This window comes from Phocaeicola abscessus CCUG 55929, from assembly GCF_000312445.1.
Taxonomy (GTDB): Bacteria; Bacteroidota; Bacteroidia; order Bacteroidales; family Bacteroidaceae; genus Phocaeicola; species Phocaeicola abscessus.
The window spans coordinates 412,234-434,065 of record NZ_HE997182.1 but is presented as its reverse complement, the minus strand read 5'-3'; the positions used below and the strand labels follow the sequence as shown (position 1 = coordinate 434,065).

Genomic DNA, 21,832 nt, shown 5'->3' with positions numbered 1-21,832 from the left:
TCTTATTTGGAAACGTTGAAGCGGAAATGCATGATATCTCCGTCCTGTACGACGTATTCCTTGCCTTCGATAGCCATTTTTCCCGCTTCTTTTACGGCGTTTTCGGATCCGTAGTGGAGGTAATCCTCGTATTTGATCACTTCTGCCCGTATGAAGCCCTTTTCGAAATCGGTGTGAATGATTCCGGCGCATTGCGGGGCTTTCCACCCCTTCCGGTATGTCCAAGCCTTCACTTCCATTTCGCCGGCGGTAATGAATGTTTCTAAATTCAAAAGCCGGAAGGCTGCCTTGATTAATCGGTTGGCTCCGGACTCTGTCAATCCGATTTCCTGAAGGAATAGCTGACGGTCTTCATACGTTTCTAATTCGGCGATGTCGGCCTCTGTCTTTGCAGCCGCCACCAATAACTCCGCATGCTCTTCTTCGACCGCTTTGCGGACTTGCTCCACGTAACTGTTGCCTGTTGCCGCACTGGCGTCGTCGACATTGCAAACGTAAAGGACGGGTTTGTTCGTCAAGAGGAATAAGTCGTGAGCGATATGTCGGCTTTCTTCGTCGTCGAAGGTAAGGGTACGAGCCGATTTCCCTTCTTCCAACACCTTTTGATATTGTGTTAAGATCTCGTATGTTTTCTTTGCCTCCTTGTCGCCGCTTTGGGCTTGTTTCAGAACTTTCGAAATACGGCTTTCAACGGTTTCCAAATCTTTTAATTGAAGTTCTGCATCGATCTCCTCCTTATCGCGAATCGGATCGATATTTCCGTCTACGTGCGCGATATTGTCATCGTCGAAACAGCGTAAGACATGGATGATCGCATCGGTTTCGCGAATGTTCGCGAGGAATTTGTTTCCGAGCCCTTCGCCTTTACTTGCTCCTTTTACCAATCCGGCAATATCGACGATTTCGACCGTCGCCGGAACGATACGTCCGGGATGAACCAATTCCGCTAATTTATTTAATCTCTCGTCGGGAACGGTTATCACGCCCACATTCGGTTCGATGGTGCAGAAAGGGAAGTTTGCCGCTTGAGCTTTTGCGTTCGACAAACAATTGAACAGCGTTGACTTTCCTACATTGGGAAGCCCGACGATGCCGCATTGTAAAGCCATAATTTATTTCTTTTGGGGTTTCTTCTCATAGACTGCAAAGATAATGTAAATGTGATAAATAAGCCCACGTTGATCAAAATAATATACGTAAGGAATTCCGAAGGTCGCCTCCGACGTGAAGTTTTGGCGAAAACATTGTTCGCAGAGGGCCGTAGTACTTCATTCGCTATCCTGTTTGCAGGAAATGGCCGCAACGACATTCTGGATCCCATCGCTGGGGTCGGGTAACCTCTCCGTTGGGGTTAAATATAGATCCGTTGAGGTTGTACAACCCCGTCGTCGGGTTATCGGACGTCAATGGCGGTATAAACAACCGCGTCGGATCTATTCCGGACGTATCCGACGGGGTTCGAGACGTGTCCGTTTAGGTTCCGAACCTCATCGTTGAGGTTGTACAACCCCGTCGTCGGGTTATCGGACGTCAACGGAAGGAAATACTATCCGATCCCCGGTGATTTTCCGGTGAGTTGTGTTTAGCTTGTCGTTTTATTGCAACGTTATAGCCTTTTTACACGTACGCCTGTTTAAAATGGCGACGAGAAGGGAAAGACGGGCAGAATAGCTCTTGTATAGACCGATCGATTTGTTTTTATAACCATGAAACTGAAGGGAATGATAATATTCGGAAATGCAGTTCAGTGCGCTTCTAACCAATTGCTTCCCCAACCGCTGTCTACTCTTAACGGAACTTTCATGGTGTAAGCCTTTTCCATTTCATCGATTACAATTTGACTGACTTTTTCTCTCTCGTCTGGATAAACGCTGAAGTTTAATTCGTCATGGACTTGGAGAATCATTTTAGACTTCAATCTTTCGGATTGAAATTTCTGACAGATCCGAATCATTGCAACCTTGATGATGTCGGCTGCACTGCCTTGTATGGGAGCATTGATGGCATTCCGTTCTGCATAACCTCTGACGACGGAATTATGCGAATTGATATCCGGCAGATAACGCCGTCTTCCCGAAATCGTTTCGATATAGCCGTTTATCCGGGCCTTTTGGATGCTTTTATCCATATACTCCTTAATTTGCGGATATGTTTTGAAATAGTCGTCGATAAGCTGTTTGGCTTCTGTGCGCGATACTCCCATTCGGCCGGCTAACCCGAAAGCGGATATGCCGTATATGATGCCGAAATTGGCTGTTTTCGCCTTTCTTCGTTCTTCTTTGCTGACTGCCTCGAGAGGCCTCTTGAAGATTTTGGCGGCGGTGGCGGCATGAATATCGTTTCCTTCCATAAAAGCTTCTATCATATTTTTATCTCCGCTCAGATGCGCCATTATCCGCAATTCTATTTGCGAATAGTCGACGGATAAAAATTCGCAGCCGTCATCCGGAATGAAAGCTTTTCGTATTTCTTTTCCGTCTTCGTTTCTTACCGGTATGTTCTGCAGGTTGGGGTTACTCGAAGAAAGCCTTCCTGTGGCAGTGACGGTTTGGTTGAACGAGGTGTGTATTCTTCCGTCTTTCGGGTTTATTAAAAGAGGCAATGCGTCGATATAGGTTCCTACTAATTTCTTTAAGCCGCGATGCTCCAAAATCTTCCCGACGATTTCGTGCTTACTTCTTAAACTCTCGAGCACTTCCTCGCTGGTAACATACTGACCGCTTTTCGTTTTCTTTGCTTTGTCGATGATGTGCATCTTGTCGAACAACACTTCGCCTACCTGTTTGGGAGAAGCGATATTGAAATCCGTACCGGCTAACCGATGTACTTCCTCTTCCAACTGAGTCATACGTTCGGTATATTCTTTCGAGGTTTGTCTTAGTACTTCGGTATCGATTCGAACCCCGTTTCTCTCCATCTTCGCAAGAACGGGGATTAGCGGCATTTCTATCTCATAGAACAACGGTTCGGCTTTATACTTCTTCAGTTCTCCTTCCAGCACGTTTTTCAATTTCAAGGTCACATCCGCATCTTCGCAGGCGTATTCGTATACTTCTCGAGGGAACAAATCCCGCATATTTTTTTGATCTTTCCCCTTCGGCCCGATCAGTTCGTCAATATGAATAGTTTGATAGTGAAGATATATCTTGGCCAAATAATCCATGTTGTGGCGCAGCTCGGGTTGAAGAATGTAGTGAGCGACCATCGTATCGAATAATTTTCCTTTGAGGCGAATGCCATAGTTTTCGAGAACGGTCATGTCATACTTGATATTCTGGCCTATTTTCAATGATTTTTCGTTTTCGTAGACCGGACGGAATTCTTCTATCAGTTGTTGAGCCTCCGATTGTTTGGCGGGGATGGGAACGTAAAACGCTTCGTTTTCTTTGTAGGAGAAGCTTAGTCCGACTAATTCTGCATAGAAAGGGTCGATGTTCGTCGTTTCCGTGTCTAAACTGATTCGATCCATTGTCAACAAATTTTGAATCAATTCTCTCCTTTCGGCTTCATTTTCAATGAGTTTATACGTCGCGTTTAACGTTTTTAAACTATCGAGCGTGCGATTTTTCAAATCTTCTTCCCTATCGGTCGGGAATTCTGCAAACAAATCTCCTTGAACTGGAGCCTTTTGCTGTTCTCCTTGCCGTTCGTTCTGCGGTTGATCGAAAAACGAAAGCATCGGATCGAAGAGGGTCGGTTGCCGATCGAAGAGGAGCTGACTGTTCTTTTTCTCTGTTTGGACGGATTCGACAACCGGACCGACGGATGCATTCCGTTGAAATACCCGAGTTTGCAAATTTCGGAATTCCATCTCGTCAAAGAGATGCTTCAGCTTCTCTTCGTCGGGCTGTTCTATCTTCAGTTCTTCCATATTGAGTTCGATAGGAACGTCTGTTTTGATCGTCGCTAAGAATTTCGAGAACGTGATCATTTCTTTGTTCTCTTCTATTTTCTTCTTCAATACCCCTTTCAGCTGGTCTGCATGTTCCAATAAATTCTCTATCGAATCGTATTCCTGAAGGAGCTTTTGTGCGGTCTTCTCGCCCACGCCCGGACATCCCGGAATATTATCGGAAGCGTCTCCCATCAGACCTAACAAGTCGATCATTTGGGACGGGCGTTTTAAACCGTATTTTTTCTCGATTTCAACGACTCCTAAAACCTCGAAACCTTTATCTCCGTATTGCGGGCGGTACATGAATACGTTTTCTTTCACCAATTGCCCGTAGTCCTTATCAGGAGTCATCATGTACGTTTTTATTCCTGCCGCCCCCGCTTCGGTGGCAAGTGTCCCGATAATATCGTCGGCCTCATACTTCGGAACTTCTAAGATGGGGATGCGATATGCCCGGATTATCTCTTTGATGATAGGCACCGACAGACGAATCACTTCCGGCGTCTCTTCCCGTTGAGCCTTGTATTCCGGGTATGCTTCATGACGAAACGTCGGTCCGGGCGGATCGAATGCGATACCGATATGAGTAGGTTGTTCTTTGCGTAAAACATCTTCTAAAGTATTTACGAAGCCGAGTACCGCAGAAGTGTTGAAGCCTTTTGAGTTGATACGTGGATTTTTGATGAATGCATAGTATGCGCGATATATCAATGCGTATGCATCGAGGAGAAACAGTCGTTCCATGCTAAAAATTAGTTTGATTTCAGGGTAAATTTAATAATAAAATACAGTATTCCGGCTTTTATTACTATTTTTGTACTCAAATTTACTTCATGGATAAGCTGCAACTCATCAAAGCGCCCATAATGAAAGAGTTTGGTGCATTTAAAGCTCTTTTCGATTCTTCGTTGCAAAGTTCCAATCCCTTGCTTAATGAGGTCTTAATTCATATTAAACAGCGGAATGGAAAGATGTTGCGCCCGATCCTCACTTTGCTCGTTGCGAAGGGCTTGGGCGATGTGACGGAAACCGTATTCCATGCTTCGATCTCTTTGGAACTCTTGCATACGGCCAGTCTGTTGCACGATGATGTGGTCGATGAAAGCGATGAGCGTCGCGGACAACCTTCCGTGAATGCTGTTTACGATAACAAAATTTCTGTGCTGGTCGGCGATTATATCTTATCCAACTCCTTGAAACATGCTGCTTTAACGAATTCGACGCAGATTGTCGACGTGATTGCTCGCTTAGGGCAGAATTTGGCCGAAGGCGAGATCATCCAGCTAACGAATGTACAAAGCACTTCTTTCGATGAAAAGGTCTATTTTGATGTCATCAGGAAGAAAACCGCCGCCCTCTTTTCATCTTGCGCTGCAGTAGGAGCCATTTCGACCGGTGCGCCTGAAGAAAAGGTGGGTAAAGTGTACAATTTCGGCGAATTGGTGGGGCTTGCCTTCCAGATTAAGGATGACATCTTCGATTATTATCCCTCGCCTGAGATAGGAAAGCCGACAGAAAATGATATGCACGAGGGAAAATTAACTTTACCGGCCTTATATGTCATTAATCACACGGAAGATGCTTCCGTTCGCGAAATTGCGTTGCGTATCCGTTCTTTAAAGGCTTCAGCGGGTGAGATCTCCCATTTCGTCGACATTGTCAAATCCAATGGGGGTATTGATTATGCCAACAAGATCATGCACGAATATCGGGATCGTGCAGTAGGAATGTTGAAAGAGATGGTCTCCGACGATATTTGCGAAACGCTTACCGCCTATATCGACTTTGTGGTCGATCGGGAAAAATAAGCTTATGCGCGCCGGTTTTTGTTAAGTGAAAACCTCGCCGGTTGGCTAATATCGCTCGAGTTTCTCTGTCCGAATTTCTTTGCCACTTAGAAGCATTTCGTTTCTTTACCGAAAATATCGGAGAGAAGGAGATTTGCCAGTCGACTGGTACCCAGGCGGAACAGTTTGTTATCCAGCCACTCTGTACCCAAGACCTCTTTGACGATGGTATAGTATACGACGGCATCGCGAACCGTATTAATGCCTCCTGCCGGTTTGAAACCCACCTTCCGACCAGTTTTCTTATAGTATTCCTCTATCGCATCGCACATTACCAATGCGGCGAACGGGGAGGCTCCGGGGATATCCTTTCCGGTTGAGGTCTTGATAAAGTCGGCGCCCGAATACATGGCGAGGAGTGCCGCTTTTTTGATATTCGTTGCGGTTTGAAGCGCACCGGTTTCGAGGATGACTTTTAAGATATGTCCGCCGCAAACTTCTTTCAATTCGTTGATTTCATCGCACATTTCGCGGTATTCTCCGTGGAGGAACTTGCCTACGGGGATTACGATGTCTATTTCGTCTGCTCCTTCGTGTAGGGCCATAGCCGTTTCCGCTACTTTCACTTCCATGAATGTTTGAGCGGACGGGAAGCCTCCGCTGACGCAAGCAATGTTCACGCTGTCGACTTCGAGCGTGTCGCGGACTATTTCCGCAAAATTAGGATAAACGCAAATCGCTGCGACATTCTCCATGTCGGGATAGTCATTATCAAAGTCGTTGACCTTCTTGGTAAAGTTCATGACGCTTACGTCTGTGTCGGTAGTTTTCAGGGTAGTCAGGTCTATACAGTTGAATAGCAGTTTCTTTACTTCGACGGTATCGTTTTCTGCAGCATGCTCTTCAACGAGATGATGTAAAATGTGTGCTACTTCGTCGTCATGGAGGTGGGTATTATACATGGCAAGTGCTTCCGTATACTTGTTGTGCCATTCTTCGGGTGCATGATCATGTTTTCGGGTGTGATCGTGAGTATGTTCCATTACGCTTTTAATTTTAGATTGTTTATATGTCTTTCTTTATCTCTCTCGGTTTTCTTTTTCAAGTTTTGTTCGAAAGCTTCCGTCAGATCGACTCCCGTTTGGTTGGCTATGCAAAGCAAGACCCACAGGATATCAGCCATTTCATCGGAAAGATTGTCTTTTTCGCCGAGTTTAAATGATTGGTCACCGTACTTTCTGGCCATGATGCGTGCTAATTCGCCTACCTCTTCCGTAAGAATTGTCATGTTGGTCAATTCGCTAAAATAACGCACGCCATAAGTCTTGACCCAATCGTCGACTTGTCTTTGAGCTTCCTCGAGTGTCAGTTCGTTCTTCATATCATAATTTGTATAAGGTGATGAGTGCAAGCATACTCGGCATGACGGTTAAAATCACGACAATATAGACAAAAATTCCCGTATTTAAAACATCTTTCAGCATTAATGATGCCACGATTGCAGAATTGATGTATTCGATATACTGTTTCATCCGTTTTACTCTTTGTTTTTAGAGTCCATACAAATGGTTACGGGGCCATCATTAACCAATGTGACTTTCATATCGGCGCCGAATTCACCTGTTTGGATCGGTTTTCCCAAATCTTCGTTTAATCGCTTGATGAAATATGTATAGAGAGGAACGGCGATTTCGTGTTTGGCAGCCTTGATATAAGACGGACGGTTGCCTTTTCTGTACGATGCGTGCAGCGTAAATTGGCTGATCAGCAAGATGTTGCCGCCTGTTTCTACGATGGATTTGTTCATAACTCCTTGCTCATCATCGAAGACTCTTAAGTTTACTATTTTTTTGCTTAGCCAATCCGCATCTTCTCGCGTGTCGGCTTCCTCTATTCCGACCAGAATTACAAAACCTTCCCGGATCGACGATTTGCAAATGTCGTGGACGGTTACTGCAGCGCTGCTTACTCTTTGAATGACGATTCGCATACTTAATTTATTCTTCTTTATTTAATCCGTTTAACACCTTTCTGGCAGCAGCAGGGCCGATTATTTTCGCAATCTCGTCTTCCTGAGCCATCTTGATCCTTGCTATGCTTTTGAATGTTTTCAAGAGGGCATTTTTTCGTTTTTCCCCGATTCCCTGAATCTGATCGAGCGCGGAAGCGATTTGTCGTTTGCTTCGTTTTTCCCGATGAAAAGTAATGGCGAATCGGTGTACCTCTTCTTGTATATTTGCCAATAAGTGGAAGAGCGGAGTATCTTGTTGGATGCCGATGACTTGCGGAGGAAATCCATATAGCAGCTCGTGGGTACGGTGACGATTGTCTTTTGCCAAGCCTGCAATCGGAATATTCAGGTGCAATTCGTCTTCCATGATTTCTCTTACGACTTCCATCTGTCCCTTTCCCCCATCCGTAATGATTAAATCGGGTAAGGGGAGATGTTCATTCATTAATCGGCGGTATCTTCTGGAGATTACTTCTTTCATCGAGGCGTAATCGTCGGGGCCTTCCACCGTTTTGATGGTATATCTTCGATAATCCTTTTTACTCGGTTTACCCATTTTGAATACTACGCAGGCAGCCACGGCATCACTCCCTTGAATGTTCGAATTATCGAAACATTCTATCTGGGCGGGCAATTTTTCCATGTGAAGTTGATTTTTTATCTCGGTCAGTATTCGCACCTTCTTTTGTTCCGGATTCAGTTTATCGGCTTGTTTTAACCGGTCGATTTTGTACTGTTTGACATTCATTATGGACAGGTCGAGCAGGTGTTTTTTCTCTCCTCGTTGCGGGATGGTAAACATTACTCCGTCCATTTCCATGTCTAATTTAAAAGGTACGATGATCTCTTTCGAAACGCTGCGATAGCGTTCACGCATTTCGACAATACCCAATTGGAGGAGCTCTTCTTTGGTTTCGTTCAGTCGGATTTTGTATTCGAAGGTAAACGCTTGATTGATGCTTCCTTTGACTATGTGCAGGTAATTTATGTATGCTGATTTCTCGTCCATTTCGATGGAGAATACATCTACGTTATGAATGCTCGAATGGACCACTTCGCTCTTCGAGCGATAGTTCTCTAACAGTTCGTGACGCTCCTTCATGATTTGCGCCTCTTCGAATTTCAATTCGTCTGAAAGTCTGTACATTTCGTCTTTCAGTATATCGCTTACTACCTGTATATCTCCTTTGAGAATATTTTTTATTTCAAGAATATTTTTCATGTATTCTTCTTGAGACTGTTTTCCGATACACGGCGCCTTACAATTTCCCAAATGATATTCTAAGCATTCTTTAAATTTCCCCTGCCTTATGCCTTCCGGTGTGAGGTTTAAGCGGCATGTGCGCAGAGGATATAGTTTCTTGATCAGGTTCAATGCGGTGTACATTATTTGCGGATGACTGTACGGGCCATAATACGTCGATCCGTTTTTGATAATTCGTCGTGTTTTAACTATTCGAGGAAAATATTCGTTGCTTACGCAGATCGACGGATATGTTTTGTCATCCTTTAATAAGACATTGTATCGGGGTTTATAACGTTTTATCAGATTGTTCTCCAAGAGTAAAGCGTCTTCTTCCGTATTCACTACGATATACCGGATATCCTGTATCTTGCTTACCAGCATTCGTGTCTTTGCGCTCTGTTGCCCTTTGTTGAAGTAGGAAGAGACTCTGCGTTTCAGGTTTTTAGCCTTTCCGACGTATATGATGGTTCCTTCTTCGTTCCTGTACTGGTAGATTCCAGGGCTTTCCGGGAGATTGTGAATAATTCCCCAGAGATAATCCATCCTTTTTCTTTCCTCCTCTTTTTCTTTCATCGGCAACTGTCGTTTAATGGTGTTCGCTGACAGATAGGAGCGTATAAATGTCTGTATCTTTGGGGAAGACGTCGCGTCCTTTTAAGTCTTTTATTTCGATGATGAAGTTGACATAGATTTTCTTTACACCGAATTTTTTTACCAAACGTTCCGCTGCGGCCATCGTGCCCCCCGTGGCTAAGAGATCGTCGTGCAACAGGACGATATCGGTTCCTTTTAGCGCATCTCTATGTATCTGGATCGTGTCTGTTCCATATTCCTTGTCGTACGTTTCTTCCAACACGTCGGCCGGCAATTTTCCCGGCTTCCTCGCCATAATTAGTCCCGCACCCAGTCGCTCGGCTATGGCTCCTCCTAAAACGAATCCGCGCGATTCTATGCCCACCACCTTGGTGATGCCTTTATGCTTGTAATAGTCGTATAGGTCGTCCGTCATGATTTTAAGGCATTCCGCATTTTTGAATAAGGTCGTTACGTCGTAGAATAAGATTCCTTTTATAGGAAAATCGGGAATGATTCTGACGTTGGCCAAAAGTTTTTCTGTATTCATAATCCGTATTTTATCGTTCTTCTTTAATTTGTTTGTTTCACGTGAAACAGGGTTTTCTATCTCCCTAACAGAACCAGCAATACGTTGATATCGCTCGGCGATATTCCGGGGATTCGGCTGGCTTGCGCGAGGGTTACCGGATCTATCTTTTTCAGCTTCTGCCGGGCTTCGATCGTGAGGGAGTTGAGTCGGTCATAATCGAATTTCCCTTTTATCCGAATGGATTCTAACCGATGGATTTTATCTGCTATAATCCGTTCGCGATGAATGTAACCCTGATATTTCATTTGCACTTCGGCGGCTTCGATGATTTCCTCTTTTCTGTCTGTCAGCTGATCCAGTACTTCGTTGAATGCGGGAATATATTCGGCGATGCGGGTCAGCGTAATTTGAGGACGGTTGATAAGATCGATCAGTTTGCAGCCGCGGAGCAGGGGGGAAGTTCCTAATTTCTCGAGAGCATCGTTCACCCATGAAGCTTTGATCGGATAAGATTCGGCGAATTCGACAATCGACTTTATGGCCTCTTTCTTGCTGTGCATCCTCTCATACCGGTCTTGTTTCGCTAAGCCTATTCGATAAGATCGTTCCGTCAGACGCATATCGGCATCGTCTTGACGGAGCAGGATTCTGTATTCAGCCCTGGACGTGAACATGCGGTACGGCTCGTCCACGCCCTTGGTTACCAGATCGTCGATCAAAACTCCGATATATGCTTCGTCGCGACCTAAGACGAAGGGCTTGCCGCCGAAGCAGTTGACGGCAGCGTTGATACCGGCTATAATTCCCTGTCCGGCGGCTTCTTCATAGCCTGTGGTGCCGTTGACTTGTCCGGCGAGGAATAGATTCCTGACGATTTTAGACTCCAGCGTGTGTTGAAGCTGTGTAGGATCAAAGAAATCATATTCGATGGCATAACCGGGGCGGAAAACGACCAGATCTTTGAAAGCGGGAATCTTTTTCAGGGCATGGATTTGTATATCGATCGGTAGAGAAGAAGAGAATCCGTTGAGGTACATCTCATGGGTCGTCTCTCCTTCCGGCTCTAAGAACAGCTGATGTTGCGCCTTGTCAGGAAAAGTGAAAAGCTTTGTCTCTATGCTCGGACAATACCGAGGGCCGATGCTTTTGATCTGTCCGTTGTACAGCGGAGAGTCGGGAAGTCCTTTCCGGAGGATGTCGTGTACCTCTTTGTTGGTGAAGCATGTCCAGCAATCTAATTGTTTCAGTTTGCGAGGTTCGCTTAAGAATGAGAAACGGTGGAAGTCATTTTCTCCCGATTGAGGTTCCATTTCCTCGAAATGAACGCTTCGACCGTCGATGCGGACGGGAGTGCCCGTCTTCATCCTTCCCGCAGAAATGCCGTTCTTGGCGATCGACTCCGTAAGGCGGTACGAGGCCGGTTCGGCCGTTCTGCCTCCCGGGACTTTTTTTCTTCCGATGTGCATCAGTCCGTTCAGGAATGTCCCTGCCGTGAGGATGACGCATTTAGCTTTGAATGTAACTCCCCAGAGGGTAGTAATGCCAGTCGCTTCGCCGTTCTCAGTCAATAATTCCTCTGCGGTGTCTTGCCAGATAGTAAGGTGGGGAGTATTCTCCAATATTTCCCGCCAGGTCCATATGTATTTTCCTCTGTCGCATTGTGCCCGCGGGCTCCACATGGCCGGACCTTTCGAGCGGTTCAACATCCGAAATTGAATGGCGGTACGGTCTGTAACGATACCCATATAACCTCCCAATGCGTCTACCTCCCGAGCGATTTGCCCTTTGGCAATACCTCCGATGGCCGGATTGCAGCTCATCTGGGCGATCTTGTTCATGTCCATGGTGATCAGACACGTTTTTGCACCGAGATTGGCGGCAGCGCTGGCGGCTTCGCATCCGGCATGGCCGGCGCCGATAACTATGACATCGTAGTTGAACTCCATGAATATCCCTTTGTTTTTACCGTGCAAAATTACGAAAAGTTAGCGTAATCCGGTCGTTTCCGCCTTTATAAAATCCGTTCAACCGTTTGAAACGTTCCCCGATTCGAGCAGGGACAGGGCCTTGTTTTCTGCTGCTTCCATGATTTCGCGTTCGCCCGGACCTTTGTCATTGATTCCGCAAAGGTGGAGAATGCCGTGAACGAGAACCCGATGCAGCTCTCTGTCGTAGGTTTGCCCGAAGAGCTCTGCATTGGAGCGTACGGTATCCAAACTGATGAAAATATCGCCCGAGAGGCTGGAACCTGTACAGTAGTCGAAAGTGATGATATCCGTATAGTAATCATGTTGCAGATATTGGCGGTTGATGGCTAAGATTTTCTCATCCGAACAGAAAATGTAAGCAATGGTTCCTATTTTTTTTTCGTAGGAAGCGGCCACCCGTTTGATCCATTCGGTTATTTTTGCTCGGCTTATGGCGGGCATTCCGATATCTTCGCTTTGATAACTGATCATAATGTTTGCATTTGTACGCCAAAGTTACCCATTTTTCTTAATGCACGAAAAGGGTTTGAACATATATTTATCCTTTCTTTTTTCGATGTTTATCAGCATCATTCAATACGAGCTCCAGTATCAATGCAAACGGTATTCCTTGAAAAGTGTAGATCTCGCATAAGGAATACGTGTTTGCTTCAAAGGGGATAAAAATCTCTACCGTTTAGGTACGAGATCGATTCGTCGACGTGGTGCAACCTGTCCGTCGACGTTCCGAACCCCGTCGGACACGTTGGGTAACCTGTCCGTCGACGTTCCGGACCCCGTCGGACACGTCCCGAACCCCGCCGGATACGTTGGATAACCTCAAATTTGACGTTCCGGACCTCGTCGGATACGTTGGGTAACCTGTTCGTTGACGTCCCGGATCCCGTCGGATACGTTCTGGACCCCGCCGGATACGTTGGATAACCTCAAATTTGACGTTCCGGACCTCGCCGGATACGTTAGACAACCTCAAATTTGACGTTCCGGACGTATCCGGATAGGTTGTACTACCTATCCGACGGGATAAACAACCTCGCCGACGGGGTTCGGGACGTGTCCGGTCAGGTTTTCGATGAACTTCTTTTATCGAATAAAAGGGAAAGCCATATAATTTTCGTATCTTGTGCCCGTGTTGCGGAAGAGAAATGAATGGATTAAATAACGATTTAACCTTTAGCGCTATGTCTAACTATCAATTAGCTATTGTCGGCGGCGGTCCTGCGGGATATACGGCAGCCGAGTGTGCCGGAAGAGCCGGGCTGCGTGTCGTGCTTTTCGAGAAAGGAAAGATGGGAGGGGTTTGTCTGAACGAAGGCTGTATTCCGACCAAGGCATTGCTTTATTCGGCGAAGATTTACGACTATGCCAAACATGCCAGACCGTACGGGGTAATCGTCCCTGAAGCTACTTGCGACCTGGAGCAGATCATGAAGCGAAAGGCGAAAGTGGTCCGCAAATTGGTATTGGGTATCAAGGCCCGCTTGAAAGCCGCGAACGTGACGATGGTGGAGGGAGAAGCGCGGATCGTCGATAAGAACACGATTCGATGCGGTGAGGAATTCTACGAGTGTGAAAACTTATTGCTTTGTACCGGTAGCGAGACGTTCGTACCTCCCATTCCCGGCATGGATAAGGTGCCTTATTGGACGCATCGGGAAGCGTTGGAGAATACGGAAATCCCTGCATCCTTAGCTATTATCGGCGGCGGCGTGATCGGGATGGAGTTTGCTTCGTTCTTCTCCTCTTTGGGCGTGCAGGTCACGGTGATCGAGATGTTGGATAAGCTCATCGGGCCGATGGATCGCGAGCTGTCTGCCATGTTGCAGGGCGAGTATGCGAAACGCGGAGTACGCTTCCTGTTGGGAGTAAAGGTCGTGGGGGTCGCTTCGGGCGAAAGCGGCATTACCGTCTCGTATGAGAATGCGGAAGGGTCGGGATCAGTGGTTGCCGAGAAACTCTTGATGAGCGTAGGGCGTCGTCCCGTCATGCGAGGATTCGGTTTGGAGAATTTGAACGTGGAACTGAACGGTCGGAATATCAAAGTGGACGAGCATTTGGAATCTTCGGTCAGGGGAGTTTATGTCTGCGGCGATTTGAACGGCGTATCGCTATTGGCGCACACGGCCGTGAGAGAAGCGGAAGTAGCCGTCCATCACATCCTTGGAGTCCCCGAGCGGATGAACTATCGAGCTGTTCCGAGCGTCGTCTATACCAATCCGGAGATAGCGGGAGTCGGTTTGACGGAGGAAGACGCTCAGCGGGATGGCGTCGCTTACAGGGTTGTGAAGCTGCCGATGACTTTTTCCGGCCGTTTTGTCGCAGAGAACGAGGGCGTGAACGGCCTTTGCAAATTGTTGGTTGCAGAGGATGACACGGTGCTTGGCGCGCACATCCTGGGCAATCCGGCTTCGGAATTGATTATCCTGGCAGGGATGGCCGTAGAAAATCGTTCGAAAGTAGCAGAATGGAAGCGTTACGTCTTTCCTCATCCTACGGCAGGTGAAATTTTCCGCGAATTATAGATGAAACAAGTACTCGCCGCTCTTTTTGTGCTCGCCGCCAATCTGCTGAACGCCCAGCCGCTTTCGGAGCGCTTGGACGCATGGGTGCGATCGGATGCGTTGAAGATGTCCGAAACAGGTGTTACCGTCTTTGATCTGACCGAGGGGAAATTGCTGTATGCTTATCAGGATGAGAAACTTTTCCGTCCTGCTTCCGTTGAAAAGATCATCACTTCGGTTACTGCTTTGGCAAGGTTGGGAGAGAATTTTTCGTACGATACGAAACTCTGTTATACCGGAACGATTCGGCAGGACACCTTGCATGGAAGTCTGTTCGTGGTGGGCGGCTTCGATCCGTTATTTTCGGACGAAGATCTGAATCGGTTAGCGGATGCGGTCATCGCGAACGGAATACGTGTTATAACCGATACGCTGGCTGCCGACGTCTCGATGATGGACTCCGTTTATTGGGGACCGGGTTGGTCGTGGGACGATGCGCCTTATTCGTTCCAGCCCTACCTCTCTCCTTTGATGCTGAACGGAGGATGTGTCGACGTGACGGTCTCGCCTCGAGAACGGGGAACGAGAGCGGCTGTCGATTGTAAGCCTTTTTCCGACTATTATCGGGTCGATAATCGGGCGATAAGCGATGATCCGAATGCCGGAAGACTGAAGATTACGCGTAATTGGCTGAGCAACGGGAACATCATTTCCGTGACGGGCAATGTGACCCGAACGGTGAAAGAGAGTTTGAGCGTCGTCTCGTCGGAGAGATTTTTCCTTCGGACATTCTTGAATCGTCTTCATGATCGGGGGGTATCCGTCTCGCATATCGCTTTAGCAGATTGTCCGGCTCCGACGGCGGAGAGAGAGATTACGACCTTTTTTACCTGGAGCCGTCCTTTACGCGAGGTGTTGAAGCAAGCCTTGAAAGAAAGCGACAACCTCTGTGCCGAATCCATGTTCTATCAGCTGGCGGCGAATCAATTCAACCGCAAACGGCTGACGGCCCAGGACGGTACGGATGCCATAAACACGTTCATGGACGGAGCGATAGGGATGAATCCCGATCTCTATCATATCGCAGACGGCAGCGGGGTTTCTTTGTATAATTACATCTCTCCTCGCCTGATGCTGGAATATCTGAAATACGCCTATTATCACCGGGATATATTCTTGCCTTTTTATGACGCATTGCCGATAGCCGGTGTCGACGGGACCTTAAAGCATCGAATGAAAGGCACGAAAGCGCAGTATAACGTGCATGCCAAAACCGGCTCGGTAAAAGGCGTAAGCTCTCTGGCGGGCTTTATAAAAGCTGTCGACGGACACCAGTTGGCATTCGTCATCATCCATCAGAATATCATGCAACTGAGGAGCGCGCGCGCCGTTCAGGATAAAATTTGCATCGAATTGGCCAAGTAAGTGGGATGAGAAGGAATCTTTTCGGAAGAAGTTGAAAGTGCGGAGGATATTCCCTATTCCTCGTTTAGCTGTTTGATGATTTTTCAGGTGGCTAACGGTTTTATCTTCGCCTTCGATCCTCGTTTCGGTGAAAGTACGCTGATCCCGGTCGGCGGCGGTTTGCGCAAAGATGTTCAATCGAAAATTTTGAATTCATAGCCCTGTTCCAACAGCCAATCGATGGAGCGCGGCAATGCATATTTCATGTTTCTCTCCGATTTGAGAGAGTCATGGAAGGTAATGATCGATCCGTTGCGGACATATTTCTTTACCTTCTCGAAGACTTCCGCTCCGTCGAGGCGTTTGCTGTAATCCCGAGTGACCACGTCCCACATGACCATCCGGTATTTATTGCGAAGGATCATGTATTCCGTCCAACGCATGAAACCATGCGGCGGACGGAACAAGTCGGTATGGATCAGTTCGTTCGCCTTCTCTACATTGGCGAGATAATGTTTGCTCAGGTAGTGCAGGCCCTGGATGTGGTTATACGTATGGTTCCCGACGCGATGTCCCCGCTCCACGATCATCCGGTATTCTTCCGGATGTTTTCTCACGTTGTCTCCGACCAAGAAAAAGGTCGCTTTCATCCGGTATCTGTCTAACAGATCCAGCACCCAGGGAGTGATTTCCGGTATCGGTCCGTCGTCGAACGTGAGATAAACGGCTTTAACGTGTTTGTCCATGCGCCAGAGAGCGCGTGGATAAATCCAGCGGAGCAATAGGGGCGGTTGTTCGATAAACATGTCGACGTCGTTGAGATCTGCCGTTATTTTTCTCTTTTGTTCGCTCCTATACGCTTGTTGAACGTTTCGTACAGCGTGTCGAATATTCGGGAATAGTGCACCGCACTTTTCGTATAGATATTTTCCTTTTCTGCATTGGGTGCGAGCGCTAATTTGGCATAGCTCTTATTGATTTCGTCGAGCATGTAAATGTAGCGGATGCACGTTTCGTATGAGTCCCGGAAGCGTTGTTCGTCCAGGCTCTCGTACCAGGAAATGTATTCCACGGCGTTGTTGGCCATTTCCTCCAGGATAGGCAAGGCTTTTTCCGGATGCCCTAAAGCGATATAATTTTCGGCCATTTCTTTCGAACTGCTGTAGATATAATCGTGAGGAACGGTAGCGGGAGGAATCACTTTCAGACTGTAATCCAGTACTTCGAGCGCTTTCTCCTTTTCTTCCCGCTTGATCAGTTCCGAGGAGAGCGTGACGAACATCCTCCGGTGCGTGTCGCACATTCGCAAGGTCGTTTCATCTAAATAAACGTCGGGATTATCGATTCCGCCGAACTTGAATTTGTGCATCAGGTTGTCGTACATCTTGTCCGCGTCGATGCTCGTCTTTGTCTCTTTGCTGTTGAATGGCGTGAGGCGATAGGCCAGTCCTTCTAACATAAAGTTATTGCCCAAGTTGAGGTGATTTTCGCTGCCGACCGTAATTGCGATGTAGAGGGGGCGTTCCCAATTGGTATTCGCCAACATCTCGAGCATCATCAGCTCGCTCTTGTAGAGCACGCGTTTTCCTTTCAGAGAAAGGTGCATGTAATCCGGAATTACGCCGTGCAACGAGTCAGGAATCAGCATGCCCGAACGCTTCACGGCTTCTTTATCCACGCGGACGACGATGCTGTCTGTCGGGACGATCCGCAATCCTTCGTCCTGCGGGTGACGGATCCAATGTTCGAGGATATTTTTCAGTTCGTACGGATTCTCGCCGAAGTTCTTCACGGCTTCTTCCGGATTTTTTCGATAATATTCGTCGAGATGCTTCATCATGTTTGGCTGGATCTGAACGGCTTCGTTGTGCCCTGAGACATATTCCAACCGGCTCCAGTCGATCGGGACGGAAGGAGAGTCGTAGGCCGGACGTTTCATCTGATCGATGTACCAGTCCGTCTGCAAATAGCTGAGGTTGCACACGCGGACGTCGGTGCGCTGACCTTCCGTCTCCTGATTGTACCACAGAGGGAAGGTATCGTTGTCGCCGTTGGTGAAGATGATCGGGTTTCCTTTCTCCTGCGTACTGTTCAGGTAGTTCTGCCCGAAGTCGCGGCAAGTATACCGGTTGCTGCGGTCGTGATCGTCCCACGTTTGGGAAACCATTTGAATGGGTACCAACACGCACAGGACGGATGCGAGGATGGCGGCCGCTCGCCCCTCGATTTTCTTTTGCAACCAACTGGCGATAGCGGGAACCGCCATGCCGATCCAGATGGCGAAGGCGTAGAACGACCCGGCGTACGCGTAATCCCGCTCGCGGACCTGTTGAGGCGTTTGATTCAGGTATAGTACAATGGCCAAGCCGGTCATGAAGAAGAGGAAGAACACCACCCAGAACTGGCGGATGCCGACGGGGTCTTCGTGCACGTTACCCGTACGGTCTGTTCGCCGATGCGTTTTATAGGCTTGCCAGAACAGGCCGATCAGTCCGAGCAGTAGGGGTAAACCGTAAAAGACGTTGCGTCCCTTGTTGTTTTTCAGTTCGCTCGGCAATAGGGTCTGATCCCCTACCAGGAAATTATCCAAGGGGCCGATTCCGCTTATCCAATTTCCATGCTCTATCTCGCCTTGACCTTGTATGTTGTTCTGCCGGCCAACGAAATTCCACATGAAGTAACGCCAATACATGAAATTGACTTGGTAGGTGAAGAAGAATCGCAGATTATCCCATTGGGTAGGAATTTTGATCATGGAGATCTCTCCCGCCTGATCGTAAGGAACCTGCTTCCCCGTCACGCCGCCCAACCATTCTTCGTAAGCCTGCGCGTATTTCTCTTCGTAGATGCGCGGAAACAGCATGTTTTGCGCATACTTGTATTCCGATTTGTGGCGTACGACCTCGTAGCTGTCCTTTTCGTGTTCCGTGGCTTTCTCTTTCCGTTGATACACGGGAGCGCCTTCGACGATGTCGTACTGATAACCTCCCTCGACATGTTGGATGGCGGGTTTCGAGGCGTAAGTCGGTCCGTAGAACAGCGGCCGTGTCCCGTATTGTTCTCTGCCCAAGTATTCTCCCAGGGTAAAGATGTCCTCCGGCGAGTTCTGATCCATGGGAGTATTCGCCGTCGAACGGATGACGATCAGCGCATAGGAAGAGTATCCCACCAGGATCATCGTGACGCAGAGTAGGGCGGTGTTCATCATCCTTGCGTCGGGGTTCCACACCTTGATCTTACCGGATAAGACGACCGTTAGGGCGGCGAGGACGATCGCTCCGATCAGCAGAGACGTTGCTCCGTAGCCGTAGAAAGGAATGCCTATCAAAGCGATGGCAAAAAGGAAGGCGAGGTTCATCCGCTTCCGGCTCTTTTCCGTGTAAGTTTCGGAAATGCCCCAGATTAACGTTGAGGCCAGCAAAATGATGTATACGATCAATCCCGTATTGAAGGGCAGACCGAACCCGTTGACAAAGAGGAGCTCGAACCAGCCACCCACTTTCGTAACGCCCGGAACGATCCCGTAAAGGACGACGGCCACGAGGATGGCGGATACGATCAGCGCCGACAGACTCCCTTTTATATTCGCAGCGGGATGCGTGCGGTAATACCACACCAAAACGATGGCGGGAATACAGAGCAAGTTCAGCAGATGAACTCCGATGGAGAGCCCCGTGAGGTAGGCGATCAATACCAAGTAACGGTCGGAGTGCGGCCGATCGGCGACGCTTTCCCATTTCAGGATCAACCAGAACACGGCGGCGGTGAAGAGGCTCGAATAGGCATATACTTCGCCTTCGACGGCACTGAACCAGAACGTGTCGCTCCACGTGTAAGCCAAAGCACCGACTACGCCGGAGGCGAGGATCGTGATCAATTGAGCGACGGACATCTCATGCCGCTCGGGGCAAACTAAACGGCGTACCAGATGCGTAATGGTCCAGAATAGGAACAAAATACATCCGGCGCTCATCAGCGCGCTCATTATATTTACCATCCGCGCCACTTGCGACGGGTCGCTCGCAAACTGGCTGAAAAGGTTGGCCGTCAACATGAAGATCGGTGCGCCGGGAGGGTGGCCGACTTCCAATTTATACCCGGTCGTGATGAATTCGGGACAGTCCCAAAAGCTGGCGGTCGGCTCTATGGTCAGGCAGTAGGTGAACGCTGCCACGGCAAAGACGATCCAGCCCGTCAGATTATTTAAAAACTGGTAGTGTTTCATGAAACTTCATCTGTTCAATTAATTGCAAGGGACAAAGGTAAACAGAAAAATCTGTTTTTATGCGGCAAGTCTGTTATTTAGTGTTATCCAGCGGTGAAATTCTTCCTTTCTTCGGCTTCTATCCTGCCCGTTCGTTCTTCCGGCAGGCGACGTTCCAGCGAGTGATTTACATAGACGAGGGATTTCGCCAAGGGCGCAAGGGCGTTTATATCGTGACTGACGAGGATGATGGCACTGCGACGATTGATTTCTTCCAACAGGGAATAGAGCTGCGAACGGAATGCTTGGTCGATGTAGGTATCCGGCTCGTCTAAGAGGAGTGCCTCGGGTTCGGAGACGATCGCTCTGCCGAGCAGGGCGCGTTGAATCTGTCCGCCGCTCAGTTCGCCGATCGCTTTTTGTTCCGATCCTTCCAATCCCATGCGGACGATGATCTTTTTCACCTGTTCATGCTGCGCTTTCGTAAACGGTTTCCACAGCGATTTCCGTCCGCCCAGCCCGGAGAGGATCGTTTCGTACACTGTGATGGGGAATTTCTTGTCGATACGGTGGTATTGGGGGAGGTAGCCCATCGTCAAGCTATCCGTCGATTTCCCGTCCCTGAAAAAAGTGATCGTCCCTGCCGCCGGCTTTTTCAGCCCGAGGAGATGTTTGATCAGCGTCGTCTTCCCGCCCCCGTTCGGGCCGGTGATGAGGAGAAAATCCCGCTCGAACACCGTCAGGTCGATGTCGGTCAGAACGGTTCTGTTTCCGTAGGTTGCCGTGAGCGCTTTTATTTCGATGCAGGGTCGACTGTTCATCTTGTTTGTGGGATATGCGCCAGCGATTGGGCGATGTGAATCATTTCTTTTGGCCAACGATAACTCAAAGGGTTGATCTGAACGACGGACAATCCCATTTCGTCGGCAATGAGCTGCGCGTTTCGGGTGTCGAATTCCTTTTGAATGAAGACGACACGTGCCCGCCTCTCCTTTCCTTCTTTGACAAGGGCTTGCAGATAGGCTGACGGGGGTTCTTTCCCCTCGTGTTCGATAGCGATTTGCGTCAGTCCGTAATCGCGGGCGAAATAGCTCAGGGCGGGATGGAAGATGAGGAAGACAGAGTCGGCCTGTTGCAAGTAAACCCGTATGACGCTGTCGGTATACTGAATCGTCCGCTGCAGACTGTCCAATCGATGAGTATAGTACGTTTTGTTCGCCGCATCGATGGTACATAGAGCGCGACAAATGTTGTCGGCGATGATCACCGCATTTCGGGCGGAGTTCCATACATGCGGTTCGATATACGGGCCGTGATGGCGAGCATGGTGGGAGGTTTCGTTCGCGATCAGCTCGATTCCCTCCGAGGTGTCGAAGACAGACAGGTGCGGAGCGTTCGCTTTCAGTTTGTCCATCCAGTTCAATTCGAAGCCGATGTATCCGATGCGGAAGTAAGCTTCGCTTCGCGAGAGATCGATCAGTTGTTGCGGAGTCGGGTCGTAGGTTTCTGGGCCAGCTCCTTCTGGAACCATGCTCGTTACGCGATACCGGTCGCCGGCAATGGCTTCCGTAAAATACCGCAGCGGTTCCAGCGTAACGGCGATTGTCTTTTGCCGGTCGGAAGGCTGGTGTCTGCATGCCGTCAAACCGAACAGGACGAGGCCGAATAAAAGATTTCTTTTTCCCATACTG

Annotated in this window: 16 protein-coding genes; 3 read left to right on the top strand and 13 right to left on the bottom strand. The window is 48.3% G+C overall.

Annotated elements, in window-relative coordinates:
• Positions 1-2 precede the first annotated feature (2 nt).
• Together ychF and polA are read right to left on the bottom strand one after the other, a co-directional pair.
• The gene (ychF, locus tag BN102_RS01805; protein WP_019207351.1) at positions 3-1,109 is read right to left on the bottom strand and encodes a redox-regulated ATPase YchF; all 1,107 of its coding nucleotides are present in this window, start codon (positions 1,107-1,109) and stop codon (positions 3-5) included.
• Between the two features lie 635 nt (positions 1,110-1,744).
• Positions 1,745-4,639: a DNA polymerase I gene (gene polA, locus BN102_RS01795; RefSeq protein WP_019207349.1), complete on the bottom strand. Its 2,895-nt coding sequence runs from the start codon at positions 4,637-4,639 to the stop codon at positions 1,745-1,747.
• Between the two features lie 89 nt (positions 4,640-4,728).
• Between polA and BN102_RS01790 the strand changes: the two genes are divergently transcribed.
• A complete protein-coding gene (locus tag BN102_RS01790; RefSeq protein WP_019207348.1) occupies positions 4,729-5,703 on the top strand; it encodes a polyprenyl synthetase family protein in 975 nt (324 codons plus the stop codon).
• Positions 5,704-5,789: 86 nt separating this feature from the next.
• On the opposite strand, the gene deoC is transcribed toward BN102_RS01790, so the two are convergent.
• The 7 genes from deoC to ybeY all read right to left on the bottom strand — a co-directional run bounded on the left by deoC (position 5,790) and on the right by ybeY (position 12,503).
• The gene (deoC, locus tag BN102_RS01785) at positions 5,790-6,725 is read right to left on the bottom strand and encodes a deoxyribose-phosphate aldolase (protein ID WP_019207347.1); all 936 of its coding nucleotides are present in this window, start codon (positions 6,723-6,725) and stop codon (positions 5,790-5,792) included.
• Positions 6,725-7,051: a nucleotide pyrophosphohydrolase gene (locus BN102_RS01780; RefSeq protein ID WP_035455454.1), complete on the bottom strand. Its 327-nt coding sequence runs from the start codon at positions 7,049-7,051 to the stop codon at positions 6,725-6,727. Before BN102_RS01780 ends, deoC begins: the two co-directional genes overlap by 1 nt.
• Positions 7,052-7,219: 168 nt before the next feature.
• Positions 7,220-7,672: a D-aminoacyl-tRNA deacylase gene (dtd, locus tag BN102_RS01775; protein WP_019207344.1), complete on the bottom strand. Its 453-nt coding sequence runs from the start codon at positions 7,670-7,672 to the stop codon at positions 7,220-7,222.
• A gap of 7 nt (positions 7,673-7,679) precedes the next feature.
• On the bottom strand, positions 7,680-9,512 hold the full coding sequence (gene uvrC, locus BN102_RS01770) for an excinuclease ABC subunit UvrC (RefSeq protein ID WP_019207343.1): 1,833 nt from the start codon (positions 9,510-9,512) through the stop codon (positions 7,680-7,682).
• A gap of 13 nt (positions 9,513-9,525) precedes the next feature.
• Positions 9,526-10,062, bottom strand: a complete 537-nt coding sequence (locus tag BN102_RS01765) for an adenine phosphoribosyltransferase (protein WP_019207342.1) — start codon at positions 10,060-10,062, stop codon at positions 9,526-9,528.
• Positions 10,063-10,118: 56 nt separating this feature from the next.
• Positions 10,119-11,990 carry a tRNA uridine-5-carboxymethylaminomethyl(34) synthesis enzyme MnmG gene (gene mnmG / locus BN102_RS01760; protein WP_019207341.1) on the bottom strand — a complete coding sequence of 624 codons (1,872 nt, stop codon included), beginning with the start codon at positions 11,988-11,990 and terminating at the stop codon, positions 10,119-10,121.
• A gap of 78 nt (positions 11,991-12,068) precedes the next feature.
• Positions 12,069-12,503 (bottom strand): rRNA maturation RNase YbeY, encoded by a 435-nt coding sequence (ybeY, locus tag BN102_RS01755; RefSeq protein ID WP_019207340.1) that lies wholly within the window; start codon positions 12,501-12,503, stop codon positions 12,069-12,071.
• A 710-nt stretch (positions 12,504-13,213) separates the two neighbouring features.
• Between ybeY and lpdA the strand changes: the two genes are divergently transcribed.
• Positions 13,214-14,554: a dihydrolipoyl dehydrogenase gene (gene lpdA, locus BN102_RS01750; protein WP_036787115.1), complete on the top strand. Its 1,341-nt coding sequence runs from the start codon at positions 13,214-13,216 to the stop codon at positions 14,552-14,554.
• Positions 14,555-15,958, top strand: a complete 1,404-nt coding sequence (gene dacB, locus BN102_RS01745; RefSeq protein ID WP_019207337.1) for a D-alanyl-D-alanine carboxypeptidase/D-alanyl-D-alanine endopeptidase — start codon at positions 14,555-14,557, stop codon at positions 15,956-15,958. It begins immediately after the preceding gene.
• A 173-nt stretch (positions 15,959-16,131) separates the two neighbouring features.
• Here dacB and BN102_RS01740 read toward each other — a convergent pair whose 3' ends face one another.
• The 4 genes from BN102_RS01740 to BN102_RS01725 all read right to left on the bottom strand — a co-directional run bounded on the left by BN102_RS01740 (position 16,132) and on the right by BN102_RS01725 (position 21,828).
• Positions 16,132-16,743: a polysaccharide deacetylase family protein gene (locus tag BN102_RS01740; RefSeq protein ID WP_021311005.1), complete on the bottom strand. Its 612-nt coding sequence runs from the start codon at positions 16,741-16,743 to the stop codon at positions 16,132-16,134.
• A 23-nt stretch (positions 16,744-16,766) separates the two neighbouring features.
• Positions 16,767-20,162, bottom strand: a complete 3,396-nt coding sequence (locus BN102_RS01735) for a DUF2723 domain-containing protein (protein WP_019207334.1) — start codon at positions 20,160-20,162, stop codon at positions 16,767-16,769.
• 83 nt (positions 20,163-20,245) lie between these two features.
• A complete protein-coding gene (locus BN102_RS01730) occupies positions 20,246-20,962 on the bottom strand; it encodes a metal ABC transporter ATP-binding protein (protein WP_019207333.1) in 717 nt (238 codons plus the stop codon).
• Entirely contained in the window at positions 20,959-21,828 is an 870-nt protein-coding gene (locus BN102_RS01725) for a metal ABC transporter solute-binding protein, Zn/Mn family (RefSeq protein ID WP_019207332.1), read from the bottom strand. Before BN102_RS01725 ends, BN102_RS01730 begins: the two co-directional genes overlap by 4 nt.
• Positions 21,829-21,832 lie beyond the last annotated feature (4 nt).